This is a genomic window from Microbacterium sp. H6 (assembly GCF_003314775.1).
Lineage (GTDB): Bacteria > Actinomycetota > Actinomycetes > Actinomycetales > Microbacteriaceae > Microbacterium > Microbacterium oxydans.
The window spans coordinates 6,999-29,132 of the sequence record NZ_QOAY01000066.1; the positions used below are offsets into that span (position 1 = coordinate 6,999).

At 68.0% G+C, this 22,134-nt stretch carries 18 protein-coding genes, 1 tRNA gene, 1 other RNA gene and 2 pseudogenes; 8 read left to right on the forward strand and 14 right to left on the reverse strand.

What is annotated here, in order from left to right; all coding sequences use genetic code 11:
- Nucleotides 1-227 (forward strand): annotated as a pseudogene (locus tag DSP71_RS23120) (glutamine synthetase); the annotation flags it as partial.
- A 73-nt stretch (nt 228-300) separates the two neighbouring features.
- On the opposite strand, the gene DSP71_RS04520 reads toward DSP71_RS23120, so the two are convergent.
- Nucleotides 301-1,632, reverse strand: coding sequence for a DUF1254 domain-containing protein (locus tag DSP71_RS04520; RefSeq protein WP_058631774.1), 1,332 nt, complete (start codon nt 1,630-1,632; stop codon nt 301-303).
- A gap of 129 nt (nt 1,633-1,761) precedes the next feature.
- On the opposite strand from DSP71_RS04520, the gene DSP71_RS04525 reads away from it, so the two are divergent.
- Nucleotides 1,762-2,886 (forward strand): AI-2E family transporter, encoded by a 1,125-nt coding sequence (locus DSP71_RS04525; RefSeq protein WP_258546263.1) that lies wholly within the window; start codon nt 1,762-1,764, stop codon nt 2,884-2,886.
- Nucleotides 2,887-2,909: 23 nt separating this feature from the next.
- Here DSP71_RS04525 and DSP71_RS04530 read toward each other — a convergent pair whose 3' ends face one another.
- The 4 genes from DSP71_RS04530 to DSP71_RS04545 are packed head-to-tail and all read right to left on the reverse strand — an operon-like array spanning nt 2,910 to nt 8,444.
- On the reverse strand, nt 2,910-3,830 hold the full coding sequence (locus tag DSP71_RS04530) for a diacylglycerol kinase family protein (RefSeq protein ID WP_046749107.1): 921 nt from the start codon (nt 3,828-3,830) through the stop codon (nt 2,910-2,912).
- 50 nt (nt 3,831-3,880) lie between these two features.
- Nucleotides 3,881-6,856 carry a bifunctional [glutamine synthetase] adenylyltransferase/[glutamine synthetase]-adenylyl-L-tyrosine phosphorylase gene (locus DSP71_RS04535; protein WP_113680465.1) on the reverse strand — a complete coding sequence of 992 codons (2,976 nt, stop codon included), beginning with the start codon at nt 6,854-6,856 and terminating at the stop codon, nt 3,881-3,883.
- A gap of 8 nt (nt 6,857-6,864) precedes the next feature.
- Nucleotides 6,865-8,202: a type I glutamate--ammonia ligase gene (gene glnA / locus DSP71_RS04540; RefSeq protein WP_046749109.1), complete on the reverse strand. Its 1,338-nt coding sequence runs from the start codon at nt 8,200-8,202 to the stop codon at nt 6,865-6,867.
- 2 nt (nt 8,203-8,204) lie between these two features.
- Nucleotides 8,205-8,444: a hypothetical protein gene (locus DSP71_RS04545; RefSeq protein WP_058631777.1), complete on the reverse strand. Its 240-nt coding sequence runs from the start codon at nt 8,442-8,444 to the stop codon at nt 8,205-8,207.
- Between the two features lie 68 nt (nt 8,445-8,512).
- Between DSP71_RS04545 and ppgK the strand changes: the two genes are divergently transcribed.
- Nucleotides 8,513-9,259 (forward strand): polyphosphate--glucose phosphotransferase, encoded by a 747-nt coding sequence (gene ppgK / locus DSP71_RS04550; RefSeq protein ID WP_046749111.1) that lies wholly within the window; start codon nt 8,513-8,515, stop codon nt 9,257-9,259.
- Between the two features lie 80 nt (nt 9,260-9,339).
- Here ppgK and rnpB read toward each other — a convergent pair.
- The 4 genes from rnpB to DSP71_RS04570 all read right to left on the reverse strand — a co-directional run bounded on the left by rnpB (nt 9,340) and on the right by DSP71_RS04570 (nt 12,656).
- An RNA gene (rnpB, locus tag DSP71_RS04555) (RNase P RNA component class A) lies at nt 9,340-9,696 on the reverse strand.
- Nucleotides 9,697-9,739: 43 nt separating this feature from the next.
- Nucleotides 9,740-11,440, reverse strand: coding sequence for a bifunctional 3'-5' exonuclease/DNA polymerase (locus DSP71_RS04560; protein WP_058631778.1), 1,701 nt, complete (start codon nt 11,438-11,440; stop codon nt 9,740-9,742).
- Between the two features lie 22 nt (nt 11,441-11,462).
- Complete coding sequence (locus tag DSP71_RS04565) at nt 11,463-12,197, reverse strand: zinc ribbon domain-containing protein (RefSeq protein WP_046749113.1); 735 nt, start codon at nt 12,195-12,197, stop codon at nt 11,463-11,465.
- A gap of 36 nt (nt 12,198-12,233) precedes the next feature.
- The gene (locus DSP71_RS04570) at nt 12,234-12,656 is read right to left on the reverse strand and encodes a YchJ family protein (RefSeq protein ID WP_082108714.1); all 423 of its coding nucleotides are present in this window, start codon (nt 12,654-12,656) and stop codon (nt 12,234-12,236) included.
- Nucleotides 12,657-12,697: 41 nt separating this feature from the next.
- Between DSP71_RS04570 and DSP71_RS04575 the strand changes: the two genes are divergently transcribed.
- A complete protein-coding gene (locus DSP71_RS04575; protein WP_258546264.1) occupies nt 12,698-13,546 on the forward strand; it encodes an aldo/keto reductase in 849 nt (282 codons plus the stop codon).
- A gap of 10 nt (nt 13,547-13,556) precedes the next feature.
- Here DSP71_RS04575 and DSP71_RS04580 read toward each other — a convergent pair whose 3' ends face one another.
- Nucleotides 13,557-14,393 carry a helix-turn-helix transcriptional regulator gene (locus DSP71_RS04580; protein WP_113680467.1) on the reverse strand — a complete coding sequence of 279 codons (837 nt, stop codon included), beginning with the start codon at nt 14,391-14,393 and terminating at the stop codon, nt 13,557-13,559.
- A 100-nt stretch (nt 14,394-14,493) separates the two neighbouring features.
- On the opposite strand from DSP71_RS04580, the gene DSP71_RS04585 reads away from it, so the two are divergent.
- Complete coding sequence (locus tag DSP71_RS04585; RefSeq protein ID WP_113680468.1) at nt 14,494-15,258, forward strand: SDR family oxidoreductase; 765 nt, start codon at nt 14,494-14,496, stop codon at nt 15,256-15,258.
- A 37-nt stretch (nt 15,259-15,295) separates the two neighbouring features.
- Here DSP71_RS04585 and DSP71_RS04590 read toward each other — a convergent pair whose 3' ends face one another.
- The 3 genes from DSP71_RS04590 to DSP71_RS04600 form a co-directional block, all read right to left on the reverse strand.
- Nucleotides 15,296-16,249, reverse strand: coding sequence for an L-lactate dehydrogenase (locus DSP71_RS04590; protein WP_113680469.1), 954 nt, complete (start codon nt 16,247-16,249; stop codon nt 15,296-15,298).
- A gap of 67 nt (nt 16,250-16,316) precedes the next feature.
- On the reverse strand, nt 16,317-17,204 hold the full coding sequence (locus tag DSP71_RS04595; RefSeq protein WP_113680470.1) for a TIGR01777 family oxidoreductase: 888 nt from the start codon (nt 17,202-17,204) through the stop codon (nt 16,317-16,319).
- A 121-nt stretch (nt 17,205-17,325) separates the two neighbouring features.
- Nucleotides 17,326-17,883, reverse strand: a complete 558-nt coding sequence (locus DSP71_RS04600; RefSeq protein WP_058631883.1) for a dihydrofolate reductase family protein — start codon at nt 17,881-17,883, stop codon at nt 17,326-17,328.
- Nucleotides 17,884-17,978: 95 nt separating this feature from the next.
- Here DSP71_RS04600 and DSP71_RS04605 point away from each other — a divergent pair, with 95 nt between their 5' ends.
- A complete protein-coding gene (locus DSP71_RS04605) occupies nt 17,979-18,422 on the forward strand; it encodes a hypothetical protein (protein WP_058631882.1) in 444 nt (147 codons plus the stop codon).
- Between the two features lie 33 nt (nt 18,423-18,455).
- Here the strand turns inward: DSP71_RS04605 and DSP71_RS04610 are convergent.
- Nucleotides 18,456-18,528 (reverse strand) — tRNA-Val (locus tag DSP71_RS04610).
- 153 nt (nt 18,529-18,681) lie between these two features.
- Here DSP71_RS04610 and aceE point away from each other — a divergent pair.
- The gene (aceE, locus tag DSP71_RS04615; protein WP_046749121.1) at nt 18,682-21,408 is read left to right on the forward strand and encodes a pyruvate dehydrogenase (acetyl-transferring), homodimeric type; all 2,727 of its coding nucleotides are present in this window, start codon (nt 18,682-18,684) and stop codon (nt 21,406-21,408) included.
- Between the two features lie 31 nt (nt 21,409-21,439).
- Nucleotides 21,440-22,134 (forward strand): annotated as a pseudogene (locus tag DSP71_RS23125) (PucR family transcriptional regulator); the annotation flags it as partial.

Below are 22,134 nucleotides of genomic sequence, written 5' to 3' on the forward strand. Positions count from 1 at the left end.
ACCTCTACGAGCTTCCCCCCGAGGAGGCCAAGGACATCCCGCAGGTCCCGAACTCGCTGCTCGACTCGCTGGACGCCCTGGCTGCCGACCACCAGTTCCTCCTCGAGGGCGGCGTGTTCACCAAGGAGCTCATCGAGACCTGGATCTCCTACAAGTACGAGAACGAGATCCTGCCGATGGCGCAGCGTCCGCACCCGTTCGAGTACGAGCTGTACTTCGGGGTCTGATCGCCCTTTCGAAGCGACGACGAACGCCCGCCAGGGTCCTCCTGGCGGGCGTTCGTCGTGATCCCGGACGTCATCACGCGGTGCGGACGATCGCCGGGGGCTCGTAGGTCCCGTTCAGCACCGCCTCCCCCGGGATGTACATGCGGATGATCGGCCGGAACTCTCCGGACGGCGTCGGCAGCCAGTTGGCCCGCGCCAGGGAGTCCTCGGGTGCGGAATGGCTCATGGTGATGGTCAGCGAGCCGTCGTCTCCATAGACGATTCCCGGCGTCCGGTCCCCGAGGGAATATCGGTCGATCGGGTTGTCCACCAGGAAGAACTCCGGCAACGAGTACATCGTCACGGACCAGAACGCGCCGACCGGGGGCGGCGGCGCGAGGTGGAGGGTGTAGTTCCTCTCCCCGGTGAGCTGCTCCCCGCGATCATCGACGTACGTCATGATGTACGCCGCCTCGTAGCCGTGATTGCCCCAGAGCCCCGCCTTGGCCGATCCTGCTCGCAGAGCCAGGCGCTGAAGCCCCTCGGGTGCTTTCCACTGAGGGTCGTCCAGTGCACCGATCTGGAAGAAGTCGAGGTTGTAGTCGAACACATGCAGAGTCATCTGCCAGCCGTTGATCACGGGAGCGGATCCGGACTGAAGGATCGCATCGAGCGCAGCGCTTCCCTCCGCGAACGCATCCTCGAGACGGGCCACGGCGGTCTCGCCGAGTCCGCCGACCGGAGCCTCGCCGGTGATCCCGAGTTCGACGAACGTGGCCTCGAGCGCACGGTCTCGCGCCGCGCCGGGGAAGGCCCGCGACCACACGCGGAACTGCTCCCAGAAGTCCAGAGCCTCGGATCCCTGCGGCGCGGCGTCGGGAAGCCCCTGTCCGGCAACTCCGGTCAGCGACATCGCGTCCTGCAGCGCGTGAACGGCCGGAAGATCAGCATCGCCGTCGACGGCCCAGCGACCGACGAGCGAGACGACATCCGTCGGCGCATCGATCTCGATGACGTCGGGGACGGCCTGCGTCTCGGACCGAGTCGACGGTCCCCGCAGGACCACGTCCTTCGCCCCTCCGCCTGTCGCACGGGTGCCCACGTACGCGAAGTTGTTCGTCCACGCATCGACGAACTGCATCACGTGATACCGATCCCCCGCGTCCGGCAGATGCAGCCGTACGGGACCAGCGCTCAGATCGATCTGCGCGAAGGAGTACACCGTGTCGTTGTTGATCGAGACGAAGTCGTCGTCTGCGCTCGCGAGCGTGCGGGCGTGGGCGATGGCGTTGAGAGGGGTCGCCGCCATGGTGCCGATGCCGTTCTGCACCGAACGTCGAACCTGTCCGAGATTGAACACCAGCGGGAAGGCATACAGGTAGGCGGTGACGGCGAGGGCGTCGCGATGGGGAGCGTGTTCGGTCATGGCTCATCTTCTCGTCGAACGAGGGGGCGCGCCAGTGGCCGTTCCCGGCTTGACCCGGTGGACTCGCGAGTGTTCAACTGGTGAGTCTGAGCATCGACCGGGGGAACCATGCGCCGTAGAAGAGTCATCGTGAACACCGACGCACACACGCCGGTCGCCGCCGCACCGTCTCAGCCCTCGAACGCGGTCGTCGCATATGCGAGGACCAACCCGTTCATGTTCGGCCTGCTGGGCGCCCTCGGGGTGCTGGTCGCCCTGGCCATCGGCGGAGTGATCGGCCAGCTCGCGACCGTCTTCGTCTATATCGGAGTGGCGGTCTTCCTGGCCCTCGGCCTCGACCCGATCGTCTCGTTCATCGAGAAGAAGCTCCCGCGCGCCGCCGCCGTAGCCATCGTCGTCGCTGCTGTGCTCCTCGCGTTCGCCGGCATCATCCTCGCCATCGTCCCGCTCCTCGTGGAACAGGTCGGCAACCTGATCAAGGACGGGCCGAAGATGGTCGAGGACTTCATGGCCAGCGCCTGGTACAAGGACGTCAGCAGCCAGTTCGGCACCATCGACGACGCCGTTCAGGGCGTCCTCGGGTTCTTCAAGGATCCCAACAACTTCTTCGACATCGGCGGCGGCGTCTTCGCGGTCGGCGCCGGTATCGCCGGCGGCTTCACCGGTGTCACCATCGTCCTGATCCTGACGCTGTACTTCATGGCATCGCTGCGCAGCATGAAGCACCTCGCGGCACGCTTCGTCCCGGCGTACCAGCGGGACACCTTCAGCGGCCTCCTCGAGGACGTCTCCGGGGCCGTGGGCCGCTATGTGATGGGCCAGGCCAGCCTTGCGCTGATCAACGGCATCCTGAGCCTGATCTTCCTCACCATCATCGGCGCGCCCGTTCCGGCGTTGCTCGCACTCATCGCCTTCATCGGGTCGATGATCCCGTTGGTGGGAACGCTGACGGCGTCGATCATCAACTCTCTGATCTGCCTCTTCGTCTCCCCCGTGACGGCGCTCATCGCGATCATCTACTACCTGATCTACATGCAGATCGAGGCCTATATCCTCTCGCCGCGGATCATGAGCAAGGCCGTCGCGGTGCCGGGAGCGCTCGTCGTCATCGCCGCCGTCGCCGGCGGTGCACTCGGCGGTATCCTGGGAGCCCTCGTGGCGATCCCCGTCGCCGCGAGCATCACCATCATCGTGCAGAAGGTGACGTTCCCGGCCCAGGACAGGAAGATCGTCCCGCCGGCATCGGCGCGCTGATCACGGCTCCTGCCGGGGCGCCCTCAGCGGACGAGGAGAGCGCCGGCCTCGACGCGGACGTCGAATGCCGAGACCTCGCCCATCTCCTCGCCGTCGATCTCGAACACGAGAGGCGTCTTGAGCTCGACGGAGATGGTCTCCACCGGGAGGTGGCGTGCCGAGTCGGTGCTGACGGCCTCATCCGTCGCGCCGAACAGGCGACGGATGCCGTTGTCCCACACGAATGATCGCAGCGTATCGAGCCACTGCAGCGCGCCGTCGGCGCTGATCATCAGCACGTCGAGCTTGCCGTCGTCCAGCACGGCGTCCGGCAGCAGTCTGATGCCGCCCTGCACCATCCCGCAGTTGCCGATCAACATGGTGTGGCCCCGCACCGCGACGGCCTTCTCCCCGTCGATCGTGAGGGTGATGTCGGTCATCTCGGTACCGGCGAGAGCGCGTCCCATGGCCTCGACATAGGCGAGCCAGCCCGCCTTGGACTTGAGGTCGTCGTCGGTCTCCACCAGCATCTGGGCGTCGACCCCGAATCCGACCATCACGGCGAACGCGTGCTCGGTTCCGTCGTACGACACCCAGCCGAGGTCGATGCGACGGGGCTCGGCGTCGCGCACCCGCTCCAGTGCGGCCTTCACGTTGTTCAGCGGTACCTCGAGGTTCCGCGCGAGGAGGTTGCCGGTCCCCTGCGGGACGATCCCGAGCGCCGTCTCGGAACCCGCCAACGACTCGGCGACCGCGCGTACCGTGCCGTCTCCCCCGACGGCGACCACGATGTCGCGGCCGTCTTCACGCGCCTCGCGAGCCATGCCGCGACCCGGGTCCTCGGGGGTCGTCTCCCACCAGCGGATGTCGTACCCGTCGTCGAACACTTCGCTCACCGCGGCTTGCAGGACCTCCTGCTCGACCTTCGAAGGGTTCCAGACGATGCCGATTCGCGCGTTGGTCATATCGTCAGCTTGGGACACGACACGCGATACCGCAAACCGACGCTCTCGACTCACCCGTAGAAGAGCTGCTCGAAGGTCTTCCTGGCGCGCCGGGTCACCCCGAGGTAGTCCTCCTCGAGTTCTGTGGCGGAGCGATCGGGATAGCCGAGCAGACGACCGATCGCATCGAGCTGACGGCGATCGGCGGGGAGCACGTCGCTGGTCTGCCCGGTCAGCAGAGTGATCGCTGACCTGAGACGACTGGACAGCAGCCACGCCGCGCGAAGACGCGCGGCGTCCTCCTCTGCGACCAGATCGGCCGCGACGGCGGCTTCGAGCGCACCGAGCGTCGAGGTCGTGCGCAGCCCGGGAACACCGTGCGCATGCTGCAGCTGGAGGAGTTGGACCAGCCACTCCACATCGCTCAGCGAGCCGGGGCCGAGCTTCAGGTGGCGACGGGGATCAGCACCCTGCGGCAGCCGTTCCCCCTCGACCCGCGCTTTGATGCGCTTGATCTCGCGGGTGCCCTGGAGGTCGATGGCCTCCGGGTAGCGGATCGTGTCGGCAAGCGCCGTGAACCGGGCGATCAGCTTCGCGCTTCCCGCCACTCCGCGCGCCCGGAGCAGCGCCTGGGCCTCCCACGACAGCGACCAGCGGCGATAGTACTCCGCGTATGCCTGGATGGAGCGGACGATCGGACCGTTCCGCCCCTCCGGCCTCAGATCGGCATCGAGGTCGAGCGGCAGCCGGTGATCGGTCAGGTGCTCGCGGAGGCCGGCCACGATCTGCGTCGCGAGCTTCTGCGCGCGCTGGGGATCGACACCGTTCGCGTCGTAGACGTACAGGATGTCGGCGTCGGATCCGAACCCCAGCTCGGCACCCCCGAAGCGCCCCATCGCGATGACGGCGAAGTCGAGCGCCTCGTCATCGACCGGGACGACTTCGCGCATCACCGCGCGGAGAGCGGCCTGGATCGTCGCCTCGGTGATCTCCGTGAGTGCGGTGGCGACCTCTTCGATCGTGAGGACATCGAGCACCGCCCCCATGGCCGTGCGCAGGAGCTCTCTCCTCCGCAGCGCCCTGACGGCCCGCAGCGCATCGCCGATCGTCTCATGGCGCGTCTGGATCGCTCTGGCCTCTTCGTCGAGGGCTGCGGCCCCGCGCGGGCGCAGCCGCCCAGCGTTGTCCAGCCAGGCCACGGATTCCGGGATCCACTCCAGGAGCTCGCCGATGTACCGGGAAGAGGACAGCAGGCGGGTGAGGCTCTCCGCCGCCCCCGACGAATCGCGCAGCATCCTGAGGAACCACGGGGTGTCTCCGAGACGCTCGCTGATGCGACGGAAGGCGAGGAGCGCGTAGTCAGGATCGCTTCCGTCGGCGAACCACCGCACCATGATAGGCATCAGGTGTCGCTGGATGGTCGCCTTGCGGCTGAGCCCGCTCGTGAGCGCACCGATGTGGCGGAGTGCGCCCGCCGGATCCCGGAAGCCGATGGCTGCCAAGCGGTCGTGCGCCTGAGCGGCGGAGAGGGTCCGCTCCTCTTCCGGCAGACCGGCGACAGCGCTCAGCAGTGGGCGGTAGAACAGGCGCGTATGGATCTCGCGCACCTCCCGCCGGACGCTCTCCCAGCGGGCCCACACACTGTCACCGCTCTCCGCGAGGCGTGTGCCCCTCGCCAGGATCCGCAGGCCTGCCGGAGTCCGAGGCATCAGATGCGTGCGGCTGAGCTCTCTCAGCTGGAGGCGATGCTCCATGAGCCGGAGCAGGCGGTAGTCCTCGGCGAACGCCGCCGCATCGACCCGCCCGATGTAACCGCCCTCGACGAGCGCAGCGAGGCTCTCGAGGGTCCCGCGCGTGCGCAGCGACTCGTCGGTGAGTCCGTGGACGAGCTGCAGCAGCTGCACGGTGAACTCGATGTCGCGAAGCCCACCCGCCCCGAGCTTCAGCTGATACGGAGCGTCGTCCGGGTCGATGTGCTCCATCACGCGCTCCCGCATGCGTTGCACGCTCTCGACGAAGTCCTGCCGCGCGGCACTGGACCAGATCTTCGGCTGCACTGCGGCGATGTACTCCGCCCCGAGTTCCGCATCTCCGGCGAGGGGACGAGCCTTGAGCAGAGCCTGGAATTCCCAGCTCTTGGCCCAGCGGTCGTAGTACGCGAGATGGGATGCGAGCGAGCGGACCAGAGCACCTTGCTTGCCCTCTGGACGCAGCGCGGCATCGACCTCCCAGAGCGGCGGTTCCACCTCGATCGCGTCGAGGTTCCGCATGGTCTCGCGCGCGAGCCTGGTCGCGATGTCGATGGCACGCGCCTCCGTGACGACCTCTTCGTCGCTGCTGCCGCCCACGAAGATCACGTCGACGTCGCTGACGTAGTTCAACTCCCGAGCGCCGGCTTTTCCCATTCCGATGATGGCGAGACGGGTCGCCGCCACCTCATCCCGCCCCATCGACTCCTGCACCCGGGTCCGCGCCACCGCGAGCGACGCCTCCAGGGCAGCACCCGCGAGGTCGGCCAGCGCTGCCGACACGGGGCCTACTGCCATCTCCGGTGCCGTGCGCGAGAGGTCGAACGCGGCGATGGCAGCGAGATTTCGTCGGTAGGCGACTCTGAGCGCGACGACCTCGTCGTCCCCACCCGACTGCGCGAACCCGTCGCACGCACCGACTGAGGCCAGCAGCCGCTCCTGGAGCTCCTCGGCCGATGGCAGTGCATCGCGGGGTGCTTCCAGGACGCTCAGCTGGTCCGGGTGACGGAGGAAGAACTCGGCGAGTCCCTCCGAGGCGCCGAAGACCCGCCAGACACCGCGGCGGGTCTCCTCGTCGACGAGGAGCCCACGCAATGACGACTCATCCCGACGGGCCACGCGGAGCAGCCCGCGGACGGCGGCATCGGGATCCGCGGCATCGGCAGCCTCGAGCAGCACCGTCCGCGGCTGATCGAGAATCTCCGCCAGCTCAGCGAGGCCTGCCGCGGCCTCGCTCAGCTCGGAGAAGCCGAGCCTGGCGAGGGCGGAGAGGGAGACCGAATCGTCAGGACGCGCCATCGGGCGGGTCAGAGCAGCTCGAGGTTGCTCTTCAGCTCGAACGGGGTGACCTGACCGCGGTAGGCCTCCCATTCCTTGCGCTTGTTGAGCAGCACGTAGTTGAAGACCTGTTCGCCCAGAGTCTCCGCGACGAGCTCGGACGCCTCCATGTACTCCAGGGCGTGGTCGAGACTCGCCGGCAGTGCCTCGTAACCGAGAGCTCGCCGCTCGGCGTCGCTCAGCGACCACACGTTGTTCTCGGCCTCCGGCGGCAGATCGTATCCCTCCTCGATGCCCTTGAGCCCGGCTGCGAGCAGGAGCGCGTAGGCGAGGTAGGGGTTCGACGCGGAATCGATGCCGCGGTACTCCACGCGGGACGACTGGCTCTTGTTCGGCTTGTACATCGGCACGCGGACGAGTGCGGATCGGTTCGCGTGACCCCAGGTGACGAAGCTCGGTGCCTCGTCGCCGCCCCAGAGCCGCTTGTATGAGTTGACGAACTGGTTGGTGACCGCGGAGATCTCGTTCGCGTGACGCAGGAGGCCCGCGATGAAGTGCCGGCCCGTCTTCGACAGCTGGTACTTCGCGCCCTCTTCGTAGAAGGCGTTCTGGTCACCCTCGAACAGTGACATGTGCGTGTGCATACCGCTTCCGGGCTGGTCGCTGAGCGGCTTCGGCATGAACGTCGCATAGACGCCCTGCTCGATCGCCACCTCCTTAATCACCGTCCGGAAGGTCATGATGTTGTCGGCCGTGGTGAGGGCGTCCGCGTAGCGGAGGTCGATCTCGTTCTGACCGGGCCCGCCCTCGTGGTGACTGAATTCGACCGAGATGCCGAGGTCTTCCAGCATCCGGACCGAACGGCGACGGAAATCGTGCGCGGTGCCGCCGGGCACGTTGTCGAAGTAGCCCGCCGAGTCGACGGGCACGGGCCCCTCCGGCCCGAACGACGAGGACTTGAGCAGGTAGAACTCGATCTCGGGGTGCGTGTAGAACGTGAACCCGGCGTCAGCGGCCTTCGCGAGCGTGCGCTTGAGCACGTGACGGGGATCGGCGACGGCGGGCTGGCCGTCGGGAGTCGTCAGGTCGCAGAACATGCGCGCGGTCGGGTCGATCTCGCCGCGCCAGGGCAGCGTCTGGAACGTCGTCGGATCGGGCTGGGCGAGCAGGTCGGACTCGTAGGTGCGTGTCAGCCCCTCGATCGCCGAACCGTCGAACCCGATTCCCTCCGCGAAAGCACCCTCGACCTCGGCCGGCGCGATGGCCACCGACTTGAGAGTGCCGATCACGTCGGTGAACCACAGTCGCACGAACTTGACGCCGCGCTCCTCGATGGTCCGGAGGACGAAGTCCCTCTGCTTGTCCATGGCTACTCTGCGCCCTGGCCCTTTGCGTCGCCCGTGTTCTGGGGGCCCTTGACGTCCCAGCCCTGCTCGACGGCCTCTTCCTCGGCCCAGGCGCGCGAACGCTCCTTGACGACCTCCGGAGCACGACGGGCCTCGGCCTCGGTGTCGAACGGACCGATGCGGTCGATGGAGGGCGAGATCATCCCGAACTCGATCTCGCCGGTCGTGGAGTTGTACCAGTACTTGTGGTCACCGTCAGACATGTCTGCCCCTTCTTCACGTGATGTCATCGATCCTACTGGCGTGCACCGTGGTCGCTAAGCTATCGCCCATGGCAAAAGCGATCGGCGTCGACATCGGCGGCACGGGTATCAAAGCAGGAATCGTCGACCTCGAGCACGGAATCATGGCGTCCGACCGGGTACGGGTACCGACCCCCGAGGGCGCATCGCCCCAGGACGTGCTCAATGCCGTGCAGACCGTGCTGAAGACCCTCGACGTGCACGACTCGACCCTGCCGCTCGGCGTCGCATTCCCGGCGATCGTCAAGCGCGGCAAGACCCTCTCCGCCGCCAATGTCTCCAAGGAGTGGATCGACTTCGACGCCGAGCGGTTCTTCCGGGACGGTCTCGGTCGCAACATCGTGTTCGTGAACGACGCCGACGCCGCCGGTGTCGCCGAAGCCCGCCACGGAGCGGCCAGGGACGTGCGCGGTTTCACGCTCCTCACGACGCTCGGCACCGGCATCGGATCGGCCTTCCTCTACGACGGCGTGCTCCTTCCGAACACCGAGCTCGGTCACCTCAACTTCGGCGAATACGAGTCGGTCGAGACCTACGCTGCGACGTCGGCACGGGAGCGCGAGAACCTCTCGTGGGCCGAGTGGGCCGAGCGTCTGCAGGCGTTCTACTCGCACATCGAGTTCCTATTCAGCCCCGACCTGTTCGTCGTCGGCGGCGGCGTGTCGAAGAACGCCGGAGACTTCCTCCCGCTGCTCGACCTGAAGACCCCGATCGTCCCGGCGATCCACCGCAACAACTCCGGCATCATCGGCGCGGCGTCGCTCGCCGGGGACTGACCTTCGACAGGCTCAGCCACCCGGATCCGCACGAAGGCCCCGACGACTCTCCAGTCATCGGGGCCTTCGTGCGTGTGAGGCGAATGGGCCGACCTGTACGCCGGGTTCTGTTCCGGGGTTCTTCGCCCCTTCGACGGCCATCTCTCTCGGCGACACGTTGCCGTGGCACTCTAGCGGTCTACCCGAGGACTCGGCGAGCCGCGTCAACATCCTCTGTCTGACCTTGCTCCGGACGAGGTTTACCTGGCAGGCCATGTCACCATGACCCCCGGTGGTCTCTTACACCACCCTTTCACCCTTACCCCTTGCGGGGCGGTCTGCTCTCTGTGGCACTTTCTCGCGGATTGCTCCGGGTGGGCGTTACCCACCGTCCTGCCCTGAGGAGCCCGGACGTTCCTCGGTACGGTTGCCCGTAACGCGGCCGTCCAGTCGACCCATTCGCCTCTCCAGTCTACGTTCTCCTGCGCACACGACCGGCGGCTACTTCTCCGCGGACTCCGCGATGCGCAGGTCGAGGGGCACGTCGATGGGAAACGAGCCGAAGAGCCTCGTCGTGGCCGTGGCCGCGGCCTCGCGCACCGCCTCGGCAGCCTCCTCCGCGTGTTCCAGGGGAACGTGGAGGATCACCTCGTCGTGCAGGAAGAACGCCAGGTGCGCAGAGCGCGCGAACGGACCGGACGCCGCCGCCTCGGCGAACACCTCAGGGATCTGCTGCAGGCGATGCCGGATCTCCGCCAGCCAGATCAACGACCACTCGGCAGCAGTGCCCTGCACCACGAAGTTCCTGGTGAACCGGCCCCAATCGCGTCCACGCCGCCGTGCGAGCGCGACGACCGCGGGGTCGGCATCCGCACCGGTCGCGTCCGCCTGCAGCCGCATCCACTCCGTCGACGGACGAGGCGATGACCGCCCTAGCCAGGTCGAGACGATTCCCCCGTCCTCCCCTGTGCGCGCCGCGGCATCCACGAGCGCCATCGCCTTCGGGTAGACCTTGCGCAGCCGCGGGACCAGCCGGCCGCTGTCTCCGGTCGTGGCGCCGTACATCGCTCCGAGAACCGCGTACTTCGCCTCCTCGCGGGTGGAGACGGCCCCGGACGCCACGACGCCTGCATAGAGGTCGCTCCCCCGCGCCGCGCGGGCCATCGCTTCGTCGGAGGCCATCGCGGCGAGCATCCGCGGCTCGAGCTGCGCGACGTCTGCCACGACCAGGGTCCACCCCGGGTCGGCTCGGACAGCGGGGCGCAGGCTCCGCGGAAGCTGAAGAGCCCCTCCACCGGCCGACGCCCAGCGACCGGTGACGACACCGCCCGGGATGTAGACCGGACGGAACCGACCCTCATGCACCCACTCCGCCAACCATGCCCATCCGTTGGCGCTGAGCAAGCGGGAGAGCTTCTTGTAGGCGAGGAGGGGCTCCACGACCGGATGCTCGTGCTGGGCGAGCTCCCATCGACTCGTCGACTCCACCTGGACCCCGACGCGATGCAGCGCCCTGAGCAGCTTCTGCTGGCTGTCGAGGTGGAGCGACGGATCGCCGAGGAGCGCGCGCACCCGATCGCCCAGCTCGACCATGCGACTCGGTGCTCCCCCGGCGGCAGGACGGGTGCCGAGGGTGTCGGTCAGGATGGCATCGTGCACGCCTTCATCCCAGGGCAACCCCGCGACCCGCATCTCCTCTGCGATGAGTCCGCCTGCCGACTCCGCAGCGCACAGGAGGGTGAGGCGTCCGTCCTGTGCAGCGGCCATCACCCTCCGCTGTGCGCGGTACTGATCGAGTGCGGTCGTGATCGCATCGTCACCGCTCACGTCGTCGAACACGTCGAACAGCGAGGGCACCGCTGCCGTCGGCTCTCGCCGCTCCCACTCCGGCGAGGCCGGGAGCGGGCTCTGCACCGACGACGTGTCGCGCAGGATGGCGTGGCACAGCACCAGATCGTGACTGCGGGTGATCCGAACGCCGTGCTCGAGCAGGAACGCGTAGGTCTCGGCGGCGCTGCGCATGACCCACCGCGGGGCATCGGAGTCCTCGACGGAGCGCACCCATTCCGGGAGCTCAGCAACACGCAAGGACGTGCGGTCCAGCTCCTCGTCGTTCCGATCGAGCTCGATCGCGACGTACTCCTGCGCTCCGACGGAGACGAGTGCGATGCGGCGTTCGACCCCCGCCGCCGGCGCCGTCATCGCCGACGCGCGCAGGCGCGACTCATGCGAGCCCGGACTCCTCGGTGCGCACCAGGATGCACCCACATTCGGGGCAGGACACCACGAGGTCATCCGCCGCTCGCCTGATGTCGTTCAGATCCGTGCTGGGGAGCAGGATGCGGCACCCCTCGCAGGTACCGCGGGTCAACAGGGCGGCACCTGCGCTGTTCTTCGCGCGGCGGTCGTACTCCGCCAGCAAGGCAGGCGACACGGTCTCCGCGACGGCCGCACGATCGCGGGCGAGCTGTGCGCCGAGGTCGGTGGCTGCTGCGACGTCCGCCTTCGCCTGCGCGGTGAGCGCCGACCCCTCGGCGGTCGTCGTGTCGAGGAGCGCCTGCTGCGCGGCGACGGCGGCCTCTGCCTCTTCGAGACGGCCCATCACGTCGAGCTCGGCATCTTCGAGGTCACTCTGTCGGCGGGCGAGGCTGCCGAGCTCGTGCTCGAGCGCCTGCGCGTCCTTCGGATTCGTCGATGCGGCCAGGCGTTCGGCGTCGCGGTTCCGGCGTGCCTCGACGACGGCGACATCCGACTCCAGCCGCTTCAGCTCGGTGCGCACGTCGTCTCTGGTACCCGCGAGTGCGGTCAGCTCGCGGAGCTGGTCCTGACGGATCGCCACGAGCTCGGTGATCCGCTCCGCCTGGCTCGGCTTGGTCTTGGCACGCTCGGCCTGCGCGATGCGCCGGTCGAGGTCGGCGATGTCGAGCAGGGTGCGCTGGTTCTCGGGGCTGGCGTTCACGCTCTCAAATCTAGCCGCTGTCGCGACATCCGCCCATCAGTGCACGTCGCCGTCGACGTAGTACCAGTGCCGGTCCTCGCGCACGAAGCGGCTGCGCTCATGGAGCGAGCCTCTCGTGGCGCGCTGCTGCCAGAACGCCTCGAACTCCACGATGCCCTCGCGGTCGAACGGGCCCCCGGCCTCGCGATCGATCACGAGCAGCCGCCGCCACCGCAGATCCGGTTCGAACTCGATCGTCCCCGGTCTCGTCGTCGGATGCCACGTGCGCAGGAGATGCGCCTCGTCTCGCAGAGAGAACGCGGTGTAGCGCGAACGCATCAGGCGTTCGGCCGTCGGCGCCGTCGCTCCGTCGAGGAGCGGACGGCAGCAACGGCCGTACACGTCGCCGGATGAGCAGGGGCACCGCTCGAGCTCGTCGATCATGACGTCATCCGACGCCATCTCCGCCTCCGATGTCATCCCCTCAGCGTACGCTCGGGGAAAAGGCCAGAAGGAGCACCGTGACCACTCAGCCCGTCGTCCCCTCGTTCACCGCTCACAACGGGTTCGCCCTCCCCGCGATCGGCTTGGGCACGTACGCCCTGAACGGCGATGCCGGGGCCGAATCGGTCAGCGCCGGCATCGGTGCCGGCTACCGGCTCGTCGACACCGCATTCAACTACGAGAACGAGGGCTCGGTGGGCCGTGGGGTCGCAGCTTCCGGGGTGGCACGTTCGGACGTGATCGTCACCACGAAGCTCCCCGGACGGCACCACTCCTCGGCGAAGGCGCGCACCAGCATCGAGGAGAGCCGCTCCCGCCTCGGACTCGACGTGACCGACCTGCACCTCATCCACTGGCCCAACCCCAACCAGGACGAGTACGTCCAGGCGTGGGCCGCGCTCGTCGACGCGCAGGCCAGAGGCGTCGTCCGCCAGATCGGCGTCTCCAACTTCCTCCCGGAGCACCTTGAGCGCATCGAGCGGGAGACCGGGGTCAGGCCCGTGGTCAACCAGATCGAAGTGCATCCGTACTTCCCGCAGGACGAGCAGCTGGCCTACCACCGCGAACGCGGCATCCTCACCGAAGCGTGGAGCCCGTTGGGGCGTGCGAAGGAGCTCTTCGACGAACCCGTGATCAACGAGATCGCATCGTCCCGGGGTATCACCACCGCGCAGACGGTGCTCGCATGGCACGTGGCCCGTGGCACGGTCTCCATCCCGAAGGCCTCGTCACTCGAGCACCAGGTGACGAACCTCGCCGCCGCGGAGATCGTGTTGGACGACGCGGAGGTGGCCGCGATCACCGCGCTCGGTCGCCCGGACGGGCGCCTGTTCGACGCCGATCCCCGGACCCACGAAGAGTCCTGACGACCGCTGGTCAGACGTTCTGCGTGCCGAGGACCCGCAGGAACTCGAGCTTGCTCGCGGATTCGCTCCCCGGCGCTGCCGTGAGCACGATGAGCGCCTGCGACTCGTCCTCGGTGAACAGCGCCTGACAGTCGACCTCGATCTCACCCAGCTCGGGATGCACCATCACCTTGTGCTGCTCGAATCGTCGACTCACCTCGTGCGCGTCCCACAACTCCACGAACTCCGAGCTGCGCACCGTCAGCTCCGCGACGATGTCACCCGCCCTCGATCGAGCACCCATCACCCCGTATGCGGCACGCAGCGAGCCCACGAGCGCACGGGCCTGTCGCGGATGGTCGGTTTCCCGGTAGCGCAGCCGTTCGGTATCGGGGTAGGCGAACCAGCGGTAGATGCCGCTCCGGTCGAGTCCGGTGAGAGTGGTCGCGTCGCCGATCAGCGGACGGGATGCGTCGTTCTGCACGAGCACTTCGTCGAGCACCGAGACGACGAACGCGGGGGTGTCGTGCAGCCGGTCGAGCACGCGGAGGATGCCCGGGCGCACGTACTCCGCGAGCCGGGCACGATCGGGGGCGCTGTGTCCGCAGAGCCGGAAGAGATAATCCCGCTCGTCTTCGGTCAGCCGCAGGGCCCGGGCCAGGGCGGTGAGGATCTGGACACTCGGCTGAGGCCCTCGTCGTTGTTCCAGTCGCGTGTAGTAGTCCGTCGACATCGTCGCCAGCTGCGCGACCTCTTCTCGGCGCAGACCCGCGGTGCGACGCCGCGGTCCTGCCGCGAGTCCGACGTCGGCCGGGCTCAGCGCCTCGCGTCGACGGAGGAGGAATTCGGCCAGTGCTTCGCGGTCCACCTCAGAAGTATCCCCCGCTGCCGGCTCGCGTTCCAGGGATCGCCCGTCCCTGGATGACCGCTCTCTGGAGCGGCTGCCACAGGAGGACGACGGTGGGGATATGAACATCAGCGGAAACACCATCTTCATCCCCGGCGCCACGAGCGGCATCGGTCTCGCTCTCGCGTTGCGGCTGCGGGAACGGGGGAACACCGTGATCGTCGGAGGGCGCCGCGAGGACCGTCTCGCGACGATCGCCGGCGAGCACCCCGACATCCACACCGTGCGGGTCGACACGACGGATGCGAGCAGCATCGAAGCAGCGGCGGCCGAGGTGCTCGCCGCGCACCCCGGTCTCAATGTGCTCATCACGATGGCGGGCGTCATGCGGGCCGAGGACTGGAGCACGCCCTCGGGATTCCTCTCCGCCGCGGAGGAGACGGTCGTCACCAACATCCTCGGCCCCATCCGACTCATCGCCGCTTTCGTCGAGCACCTCCGCGCCCAGGCCGACGCGACGATCATGACCGTCTCGTCCGGACTCGCGTTCGCCCCGCTCCGGGTGACACCCACCTACAACGCCAGCAAGGCCGCGATCCACATGCTCAGCGAGTCCCTGCGCCTGCAGTTCGAGGGGAGCAGCGTGTCGGTGCTCGAGCTCGAGCCTCCCGCTGTGCGCACGGCGCTCATGCCGGGCCACGAGGACAACGAGTCGGCGATGCCGCTCGACGAGTTCATCGACGAGGTCATGGCCTTGATCGAGGCCCAGCCCGACGCCGCCGAGATCCAGGTCGAGCGGGTGAAGTTCCTCCGCTACGGCGAGGCCCGCGGTGATTACGATCAGGTCGTCGCCACGCTCAACCGCACGGACCCGCACGGCCGGTGATGCGGAGCGGGGTGTCGGCTTCGCAACGATCCCCCGTTCACGGACGCAGGGATGCCGCCGCAGTCGTGAGGGCGTCGGCGGACTGGCGCAACAGGGCCAGCTCCCCGTCGGAGAACGATGTGTTCCGGATCGGCACCGCCCCCGTCGCGCTCACGATCGACGGCACCGAGAGTGCGACACCGTCGATACCGTGGAAATCACGCAGCACGGTACTCACCGGCATCACGGCGTGCTCGTCACTCAGGATCGCCTCGACGATGCGCGCACTCGACAGGCCGATCGCGTAGTTGGTCGCGCCCTTGCCCAGGATCACCTTGTACGCGGCGTCACGCACGTCCACGGCGATCTCCTGCAGCTCATCGAGGGTGAATCGCGAGTGCCCCGGAGTCTCCCACTCCAGGATCGGCACCGTGCCGATCGTCGCACGGGACCAGAGCGGGAACTCGGTGTCGCCGTGCTCGCCGATGATGTGCGCATGGACGCTCGCCGTCGAGACACCGGCGCGCTGTCCGAGCTTCCAGCGCAGCCTCGAGGTGTCGAGCACGGTTCCCGAGGCGAAGATGCGCTCGGGCGGAAGCCCGGTCTCCTCCTGCGCGATGACCGTCAGCACGTCGCAGGGATTCGTGACGATCACGTAGATCGCGTTCGGGGCGACCTCCAGCAGATCCGGCATCATGCCACGGATGATGCCTGCGTTGACCTCGGCGAGCTCGATGCGGGTCTGGCCTGGCTTCTGCTTCGCGCCGGCCGTGATCACGACGACGTGCGAACCCGCGGCGACGGAGATGTCACTGCCGCCGATGATGTCGCTCGAGCCGGTGAACTGCGTGCCGTGAGCGAGGTCGAGCACCTCGGCCTCGACCTTCTCGGTCGCGATGTCGTAGAGCGCGACATGCCGCGCGGAACCCCTGATCAGTGCCGCATAGGCGACACTCGACCCCACACTTCCCGCGCCGACGACCGTGAGCTTCGAGTTCTCGATGATCTCCATGCGCTCAGTCTCGCAGTGGAACGTGTCGATGCGGGAGGGCTGTCGCCGGAAGAATGCCCCAGAACGGTCAGAGCGCGGCGGCCACAGCGTCGGCGGCGGTCGGATGTGTGAATCGGAAGCCGGACAGCTCCAGCACCTGCGGACGCACATCCGCATCCGGGAGCAGGAGCGAGTCGGCGGCATCGCCGAGTGCGATCCGGAGCGCCCAGGCGGGGGCGGGGAGCCAGAACGGCCGGTGCATCCGCTCGGCGAGAGCGCGCCCGATGTCGTTCGCAGACGCGGGAGTGGGCCCCGTGAGGTTGACCGGCCCCGAGATCTTCGCGTCGAGGATGTGACGGATCGCACGCACCTCGTCGTCGAGTGAGATCCAGGGCCAGATCTGCGTGCCCTGACCGAGCGGGCCCGAGACGCCGAACCGGGTCAGCTGGATGAGCGGTTTGAGCACTCCTCGCCGATGGATGACGGGAGCGGTACGCAGCAGCGCGACCCTGGTGTGGTCCTCCGCGCGTCGGGCTTCGGGCTCCCACCGCACCGTCAGATCCGCCAGGAACGTCTGCCCTGCAGCGGAGTCCTCCGTGAGGATCTCGCCGGGAGCGGAACCGTAGTAGCCGACCGCGGACGCCGAGACGAGAGCCGGAGCATCGGACCGCAGCGCACGGAGGGCGGTCGTCAGGGTGCGGGTGGCCTGCAGACGCGAGTCGACCAGCTGACGACGATAGCCGCGCGTCCACGGAAGTCGTCCGACGCTGGCACCCCCGAGCGCGACCACGGCGTCGGCGCCTGCCACGACATCAGGGTCGAGCGCGCTCTCGCCCGGCGCCCACTGCGCCTCATCCTCGGATCGCGGCGCACGACGCACCAGGGTGGTGACCTCGATACCGTCGGTGCGCAGCGAAGCGGCCAACGCGGAACCGATCAGGCCAGAGGCCCCGCTGATGACGATGCGTCCCGCCATGTGTGAAAGCTCCCCGCTGTCGATTCTGGAGTCCTGCCGTGCGGTACAGCGTACGCGCCGCGCTGCGCCCGCCCCTCGGGCCTTGCCTCGGCGACCGCGACGCGGTATGCACCGGGCCGGATCACTCGGCGCGCCTGTAGTGCGTCACGATCGCTCCGTTGCGCAGCGGCTCCGCCGAGACCAGTTCGAGCTTCCGCGTGTCGGACGATCGATCCCGGAACAGGGTCGGACCGTGCCCCGCGATCCGGGGGTGGATGAGGAACCGGTACTCGTCGATCAGATCGAGCCTGTCGAGTTCGGCGGCGAGGGCGCCGCTTCCGAGGAGAACACCCTCCGGCGTGTCGTCTTTGAGACGCTGCACGCCCTCTCGCAGGTTCCCGGCTATCCGATGGGTGTTCGTCCAGGGGAACTCATCGCGCGTGGAGGACACCACGTACTTGGGTTTGACCTCGAGAGCGAGCGCCCACTCGCGCAGCGCCGGCGGGGCCTCCACCTCGCCGCGAGCGACCGCGGGCCAGGCGTCCTCCATCATCTCGTAGGTCGTGCGACCCCAGAGCACGGCGCCGGAATCCTCCAGCAACCGCGTGAAGTAGGCGTGGGTCTCGTCATCGGCGATCCCCTCCTCATGGTCGACGCAGCCGTCCAGGGTGATGTTGAGGCTGAAGGTCAGAAGTCCCATGTCGGGAGCCTAGATCCGCAGCGAGGCGACCGCCAGGGAGTCGACGGGAAGCCGAAGGGCAACGGACCCCGCATCTGCCCGATAAGGTCGCGATCATGGGTTTCTCGGTGCTCGGGCTCGCGCTGAGTCTCGCCGTGTTCGCCCCCAACCTGCTGCTGGTGTGGTTCCCTCCTCGACCGGCCATGGAGCGCGTCGCCGTGCCGAAGGTCGTCGAGGTCCTCGAACGGTCAGGGCAGGCACTCTGCGTGACGGTGCCGGTGATCACGGTGGGCGATCGCCCGCTCTGGTGGTGGGCGATCCCCGCGGCGATCCTCGTCGTGGCGTACTGGGCCCTCTGGGGGCGTTACCTCGTGTCGGGCAGACGACTGTCGTCGCTGTTCGCCCCGGTCGTCGGAGTTCCCGTTCCGATGGCGCTGCTACCGGTCGGCGTGTTCCTCGCCGGTGCCGCGTGGCTCCAGAACCCTTGGATCGCGATTGCGGCGGCGGTGCTCGCCGCCGGGCACATCCCGAACTCGGTGATCGCTGCGAAGCCTCGTTAGTGGTCGCGGCGGGGTGAGCCGTCTCGGTGGAGGTGGGCCCTGCCGGGATCGAACCGACGACATCCACGGTGTAAACGTGGCGCTCTACCAGCTGAGCTAAAGGCCCTGGTGTGCCCAGTCTATCGGGCGGACGATGCGCACCCGTGTCGTGGAAGAGGGATAGGCTGAACCCGGCGCGCGTTGTGCACAGCTGACAAGGCTGCCCGTGTCGCTTCCCGTTTCCTTGGCATGACCTGCCAGCTTGACGAAAGGTTCCCCCGTGACCGTGCACGACCAGGATCCGTACTCCCAGGGTCCCCAGGACAGCGACCCGGAAGAGACGGGCGAATGGCAGCAGTCGCTCGATGAGCTGGTTGACGCCAAGGGCCACGGACGTGGCCGCGAGATCATGCTCAGCCTCCTCAAGCGCTCCAAGGAGCTGCACCTGGGCGTGCCGATGGTCCCGACCACCGACTACATCAACACCATCGCGCCGGAGAACGAGCCCGAGTTCCCTGGCGACGAGGAGGTCGAGCGCCGGTACCGCGCCTGGATCCGCTGGAACGCGGCCATCACGGTGCACCGCGCCCAGCGCCCCGGCATCGGCGTCGGTGGTCACATCTCGACGTACGCGTCCTCCGCGGCGCTGTATGAAGTGGGCTTCAACCACTTCTTCAAGGGCGCCGACCACCCCGGTGGCGCCGACCAGATCTTCATCCAGGGCCACGCCTCACCCGGCACCTACGCCCGCTCCTTCCTCGAGGGGCGCCTCACCGAGGACCAGCTCGACGGCTTCCGCCAGGAGAAGTCGCACGCGCCGAACGGCATCCCGTCCTACCCGCACCCGCGCCTGATGCCGGAGTACTGGCAGTTCCCGACGGTGTCGATGGGCCTCGGTCCGATCAACGCCATCTACCAGGCGATGTCGAACAAGTACCTCGAGAACCGCGGCATCAAGGACACGTCCCAGTCGCACGTCTGGGCATTCCTGGGCGACGGCGAGATGGACGAGGTCGAGAGCCGCGGACAGCTGCAGGTCGCAGCCAACGAGGGACTGGACAACCTCACCTTCATCGTCAACTGCAACCTGCAGCGCCTCGACGGCCCCGTGCGCGGCAACGGCAAGATCGTGCAGGAGCTCGAGTCGTTCTTCCGCGGCGCGGGCTGGAACGTCATCAAGGTGGTCTGGGGCCGCGAGTGGGACGACCTGCTCGCCCGCGACACCGAGGGTGCGCTGCTCAACCTCATGAACGTCACCCCCGACGGCGACTACCAGACGTACAAGGCCGAGTCCGGCGCATACATCCGTGAGCACTTCTTCGGCCGCGACGAGCGGGCCGCGGCCCTCGTCAAGGACTACTCCGACGACGACATCTGGAACCTCAAGCGCGGTGGCCACGACTACCGCAAGGTCTACGCCGCGTTCAAGGCCGCGACCGAGCACAAGGGCAAGCCCACCGTCATCCTCGCGAAGACCGTCAAGGGCTACGGCCTCGGACCGCACTTCGAGGGCCGCAACGCGACCCACCAGATGAAGAAGATGACGCTGGACAACCTCAAGACGTTCCGCGACGCCATGCACATCCCGATCACGGATGCGCAGCTGGAAGAGAACCCGTACCTGCCCCCGTACTACAACCCGGGGCCTCAGGACGAGACGATCCAGTACATGCTCGAGCGCCGCAACGCGCTCGGCGGGTTCCTCCCGGAGCGCCGCTCGACCCACGTCGGGCTCTCCCTCCCGGACGATTCGGCATATGCCTTGCCCAAGAAGGGCTCCGGCACGCAGGAGATCGCCACGACCATGGCGTTCGTCCGCCTGCTGAAGGACCTGCTGCGCTCCAAGGAGTTCGGTCACCGCATCGTGCCGATCATCCCCGACGAAGCGCGCACGTTCGGCATGGACGCCTACTTCCCGTCGGCGAAGATCTACAACCCGAACGGCCAGCACTACACCTCGGTCGACCGTGAGCTCCTCCTCGCCTACAAGGAGAGCCCGCAGGGCCAGATCGTGCACGTCGGCATCAACGAGGCCGGCGCCCTCGCCGCCTTCACCGCGGCGGGCACGTCCTATGCCACGCACGGCGAGCCGCTGATCCCGGTCTACATCTTCTACTCGATGTTCGGATTCCAGCGCACGGGCGACGCCCAGTGGGCAGCCGGCGACCAGATGGCCCGCGGGTTCATCATGGGCGCCACGGCCGGTCGCACCACCCTCACGGGTGAGGGACTCCAGCACGCCGACGGCCACTCGCACCTGCTCGCCGCCACCAACCCGGCGACGATCTCGTACGACCCGGCCTACGGCTACGAGATCGCGCACATCGTGCGCTCCGGTCTCGAGCGGATGTACGGCGGCCAGCACGAGGACCCGAACGTGATGTACTACATCACGCTCTACAACGAGCCTCTCGTGATGCCGGCCGAGCCGGAGGATGTGGACGTCGACGGCATCGTCCGCGGTATCCACCGCGTCTCCGTCGGCGAGGGCGAGGGACACCGCGCACAGCTGTTCGCATCCGGTGTCGGACTCCCCTGGGCCCTCGAAGCGCAGGAGCTGCTGAAGAAGGACTGGGGCGTGATCGCCGATGTCTGGTCGGTCACCTCGTGGACAGAGCTGCGCCGCGACGGCCTCGCCGCCGACGAGCACAACTTCCTGCACCCCGAGGCCGAGCCGCGCACCGCGTACCTCACTCAGAAGCTCCAGGGTGCCGAGGGACCGGTCGTCGCGGTCAGCGACTTCATGCACGCCGTGCAGGACCAGATCCGTCCGTGGGTCCCGAACCGCTTCGCCACTCTCGGTGCCGACGGCTTCGGCTTCTCCGACACCCGTGCCGCCGCACGGCGCTTCTTCAAGATCGACGGCCCGTCCATCGTGGTCCGCACGCTGCAGTCGCTCGCCGAGGACGGCAAGGTCGACCGTTCGCTCGCGGCCCAGGCGATCGAGAAGTACCGCCTGCACGATGTGAACGCCGGGACCAGCGGCAACGCGGGCGGCGAAAGCTGAGCCCTCGGTGACAGGTTCTTCTCCCTCCGGCATGGACAAGGCCGCGACACTCACCTGGCTGCGCCGGATCTCCGGTGACATCGCTTCGGTGACGATCAAACGCCTGGAGGACACCCTCCCGTGGTACGCCGACATGCCACCAGCCCGCCGCTCCGCGGTCGGGCTGGTGGCCCAGGCGGGCATCACCTCGTTCATCCAGTGGTATGAAGACCCCACCTCCACGCCGTGGATCGCCGCCGACATCTTCGCGGCAGCCCCGCGCGAGCTGCTGCGCAGCGTGAGCCTCCAGCAGACTCTGCAGCTCATCCGCGTGACGGTCGAGGTCACGGAGGAACGCGTCGCCGGACGAGGCGACGATCTGCGGGAGGCGATCCTCCTCTACTCCCGCGATGTGGCCTTCGCCGCCGCTGATGTGTATGCCAGAGCCGCCGAAGCCCGCGGACTCTGGGATGCCCGGCTGGAGGCCCTCGTCGTCGATTCGATCCTCACCGGCGAAGCCGACGAGGAGCTGCCGAGCCGGATCGCCGCACTCGGATGGCATGGTCATGGCGAGGTGGCCGTGCTCGTGGGCACCACGCCCGCGCAGTTCGACGTCGACCTGGTTCGTCGCACCGCACGCAAGCTCGCGGTCGACGTGCTCATCGGCGTGCAGGGTTCCCGGCTCGTGCTGGTCCTGGGGCGCGCCCGCGTCGAGGGGCAGGACGGCGAAGAGGAAGAGCTCGGGTT

What these genes read in the sequence shown, in the direction of transcription:
- DSP71_RS04520 (WP_058631774.1), bottom strand. Translation starts at nt 1,632, where the DNA reads ATGACCGAACACGCTCCCCATCGCGACGCCCTCGCCGTCACCGCCTAC.
- DSP71_RS04530 (WP_046749107.1), bottom strand. Translation starts at nt 3,830, where the DNA reads ATGACCAACGCGCGAATCGGCATCGTCTGGAACCCTTCGAAGGTCGAG.
- DSP71_RS04535 (WP_113680465.1), bottom strand. Translation starts at nt 6,856, where the DNA reads ATGGCGCGTCCTGACGATTCGGTCTCCCTCTCCGCCCTCGCCAGGCTC.
- glnA (WP_046749109.1), bottom strand. Translation starts at nt 8,202, where the DNA reads ATGGACAAGCAGAGGGACTTCGTCCTCCGGACCATCGAGGAGCGCGGC.
- DSP71_RS04545 (WP_058631777.1), bottom strand. Translation starts at nt 8,444, where the DNA reads ATGTCTGACGGTGACCACAAGTACTGGTACAACTCCACGACCGGCGAG.
- ppgK (WP_046749111.1), top strand. Translation starts at nt 8,513, where the DNA reads ATGGCAAAAGCGATCGGCGTCGACATCGGCGGCACGGGTATCAAAGCA.
- DSP71_RS04560 (WP_058631778.1), bottom strand. Translation starts at nt 11,440, where the DNA reads ATGACGGCGCCGGCGGCGGGGGTCGAACGCCGCATCGCACTCGTCTCC.
- DSP71_RS04570 (WP_082108714.1), bottom strand. Translation starts at nt 12,656, where the DNA reads ATGACATCGGAGGCGGAGATGGCGTCGGATGACGTCATGATCGACGAG.
- DSP71_RS04585 (WP_113680468.1), top strand. Translation starts at nt 14,494, where the DNA reads ATGAACATCAGCGGAAACACCATCTTCATCCCCGGCGCCACGAGCGGC.
- DSP71_RS04590 (WP_113680469.1), bottom strand. Translation starts at nt 16,249, where the DNA reads ATGGAGATCATCGAGAACTCGAAGCTCACGGTCGTCGGCGCGGGAAGT.
- DSP71_RS04595 (WP_113680470.1), bottom strand. Translation starts at nt 17,204, where the DNA reads ATGGCGGGACGCATCGTCATCAGCGGGGCCTCTGGCCTGATCGGTTCC.
- DSP71_RS04600 (WP_058631883.1), bottom strand. Translation starts at nt 17,883, where the DNA reads ATGGGACTTCTGACCTTCAGCCTCAACATCACCCTGGACGGCTGCGTC.
- DSP71_RS04605 (WP_058631882.1), top strand. Translation starts at nt 17,979, where the DNA reads ATGGGTTTCTCGGTGCTCGGGCTCGCGCTGAGTCTCGCCGTGTTCGCC.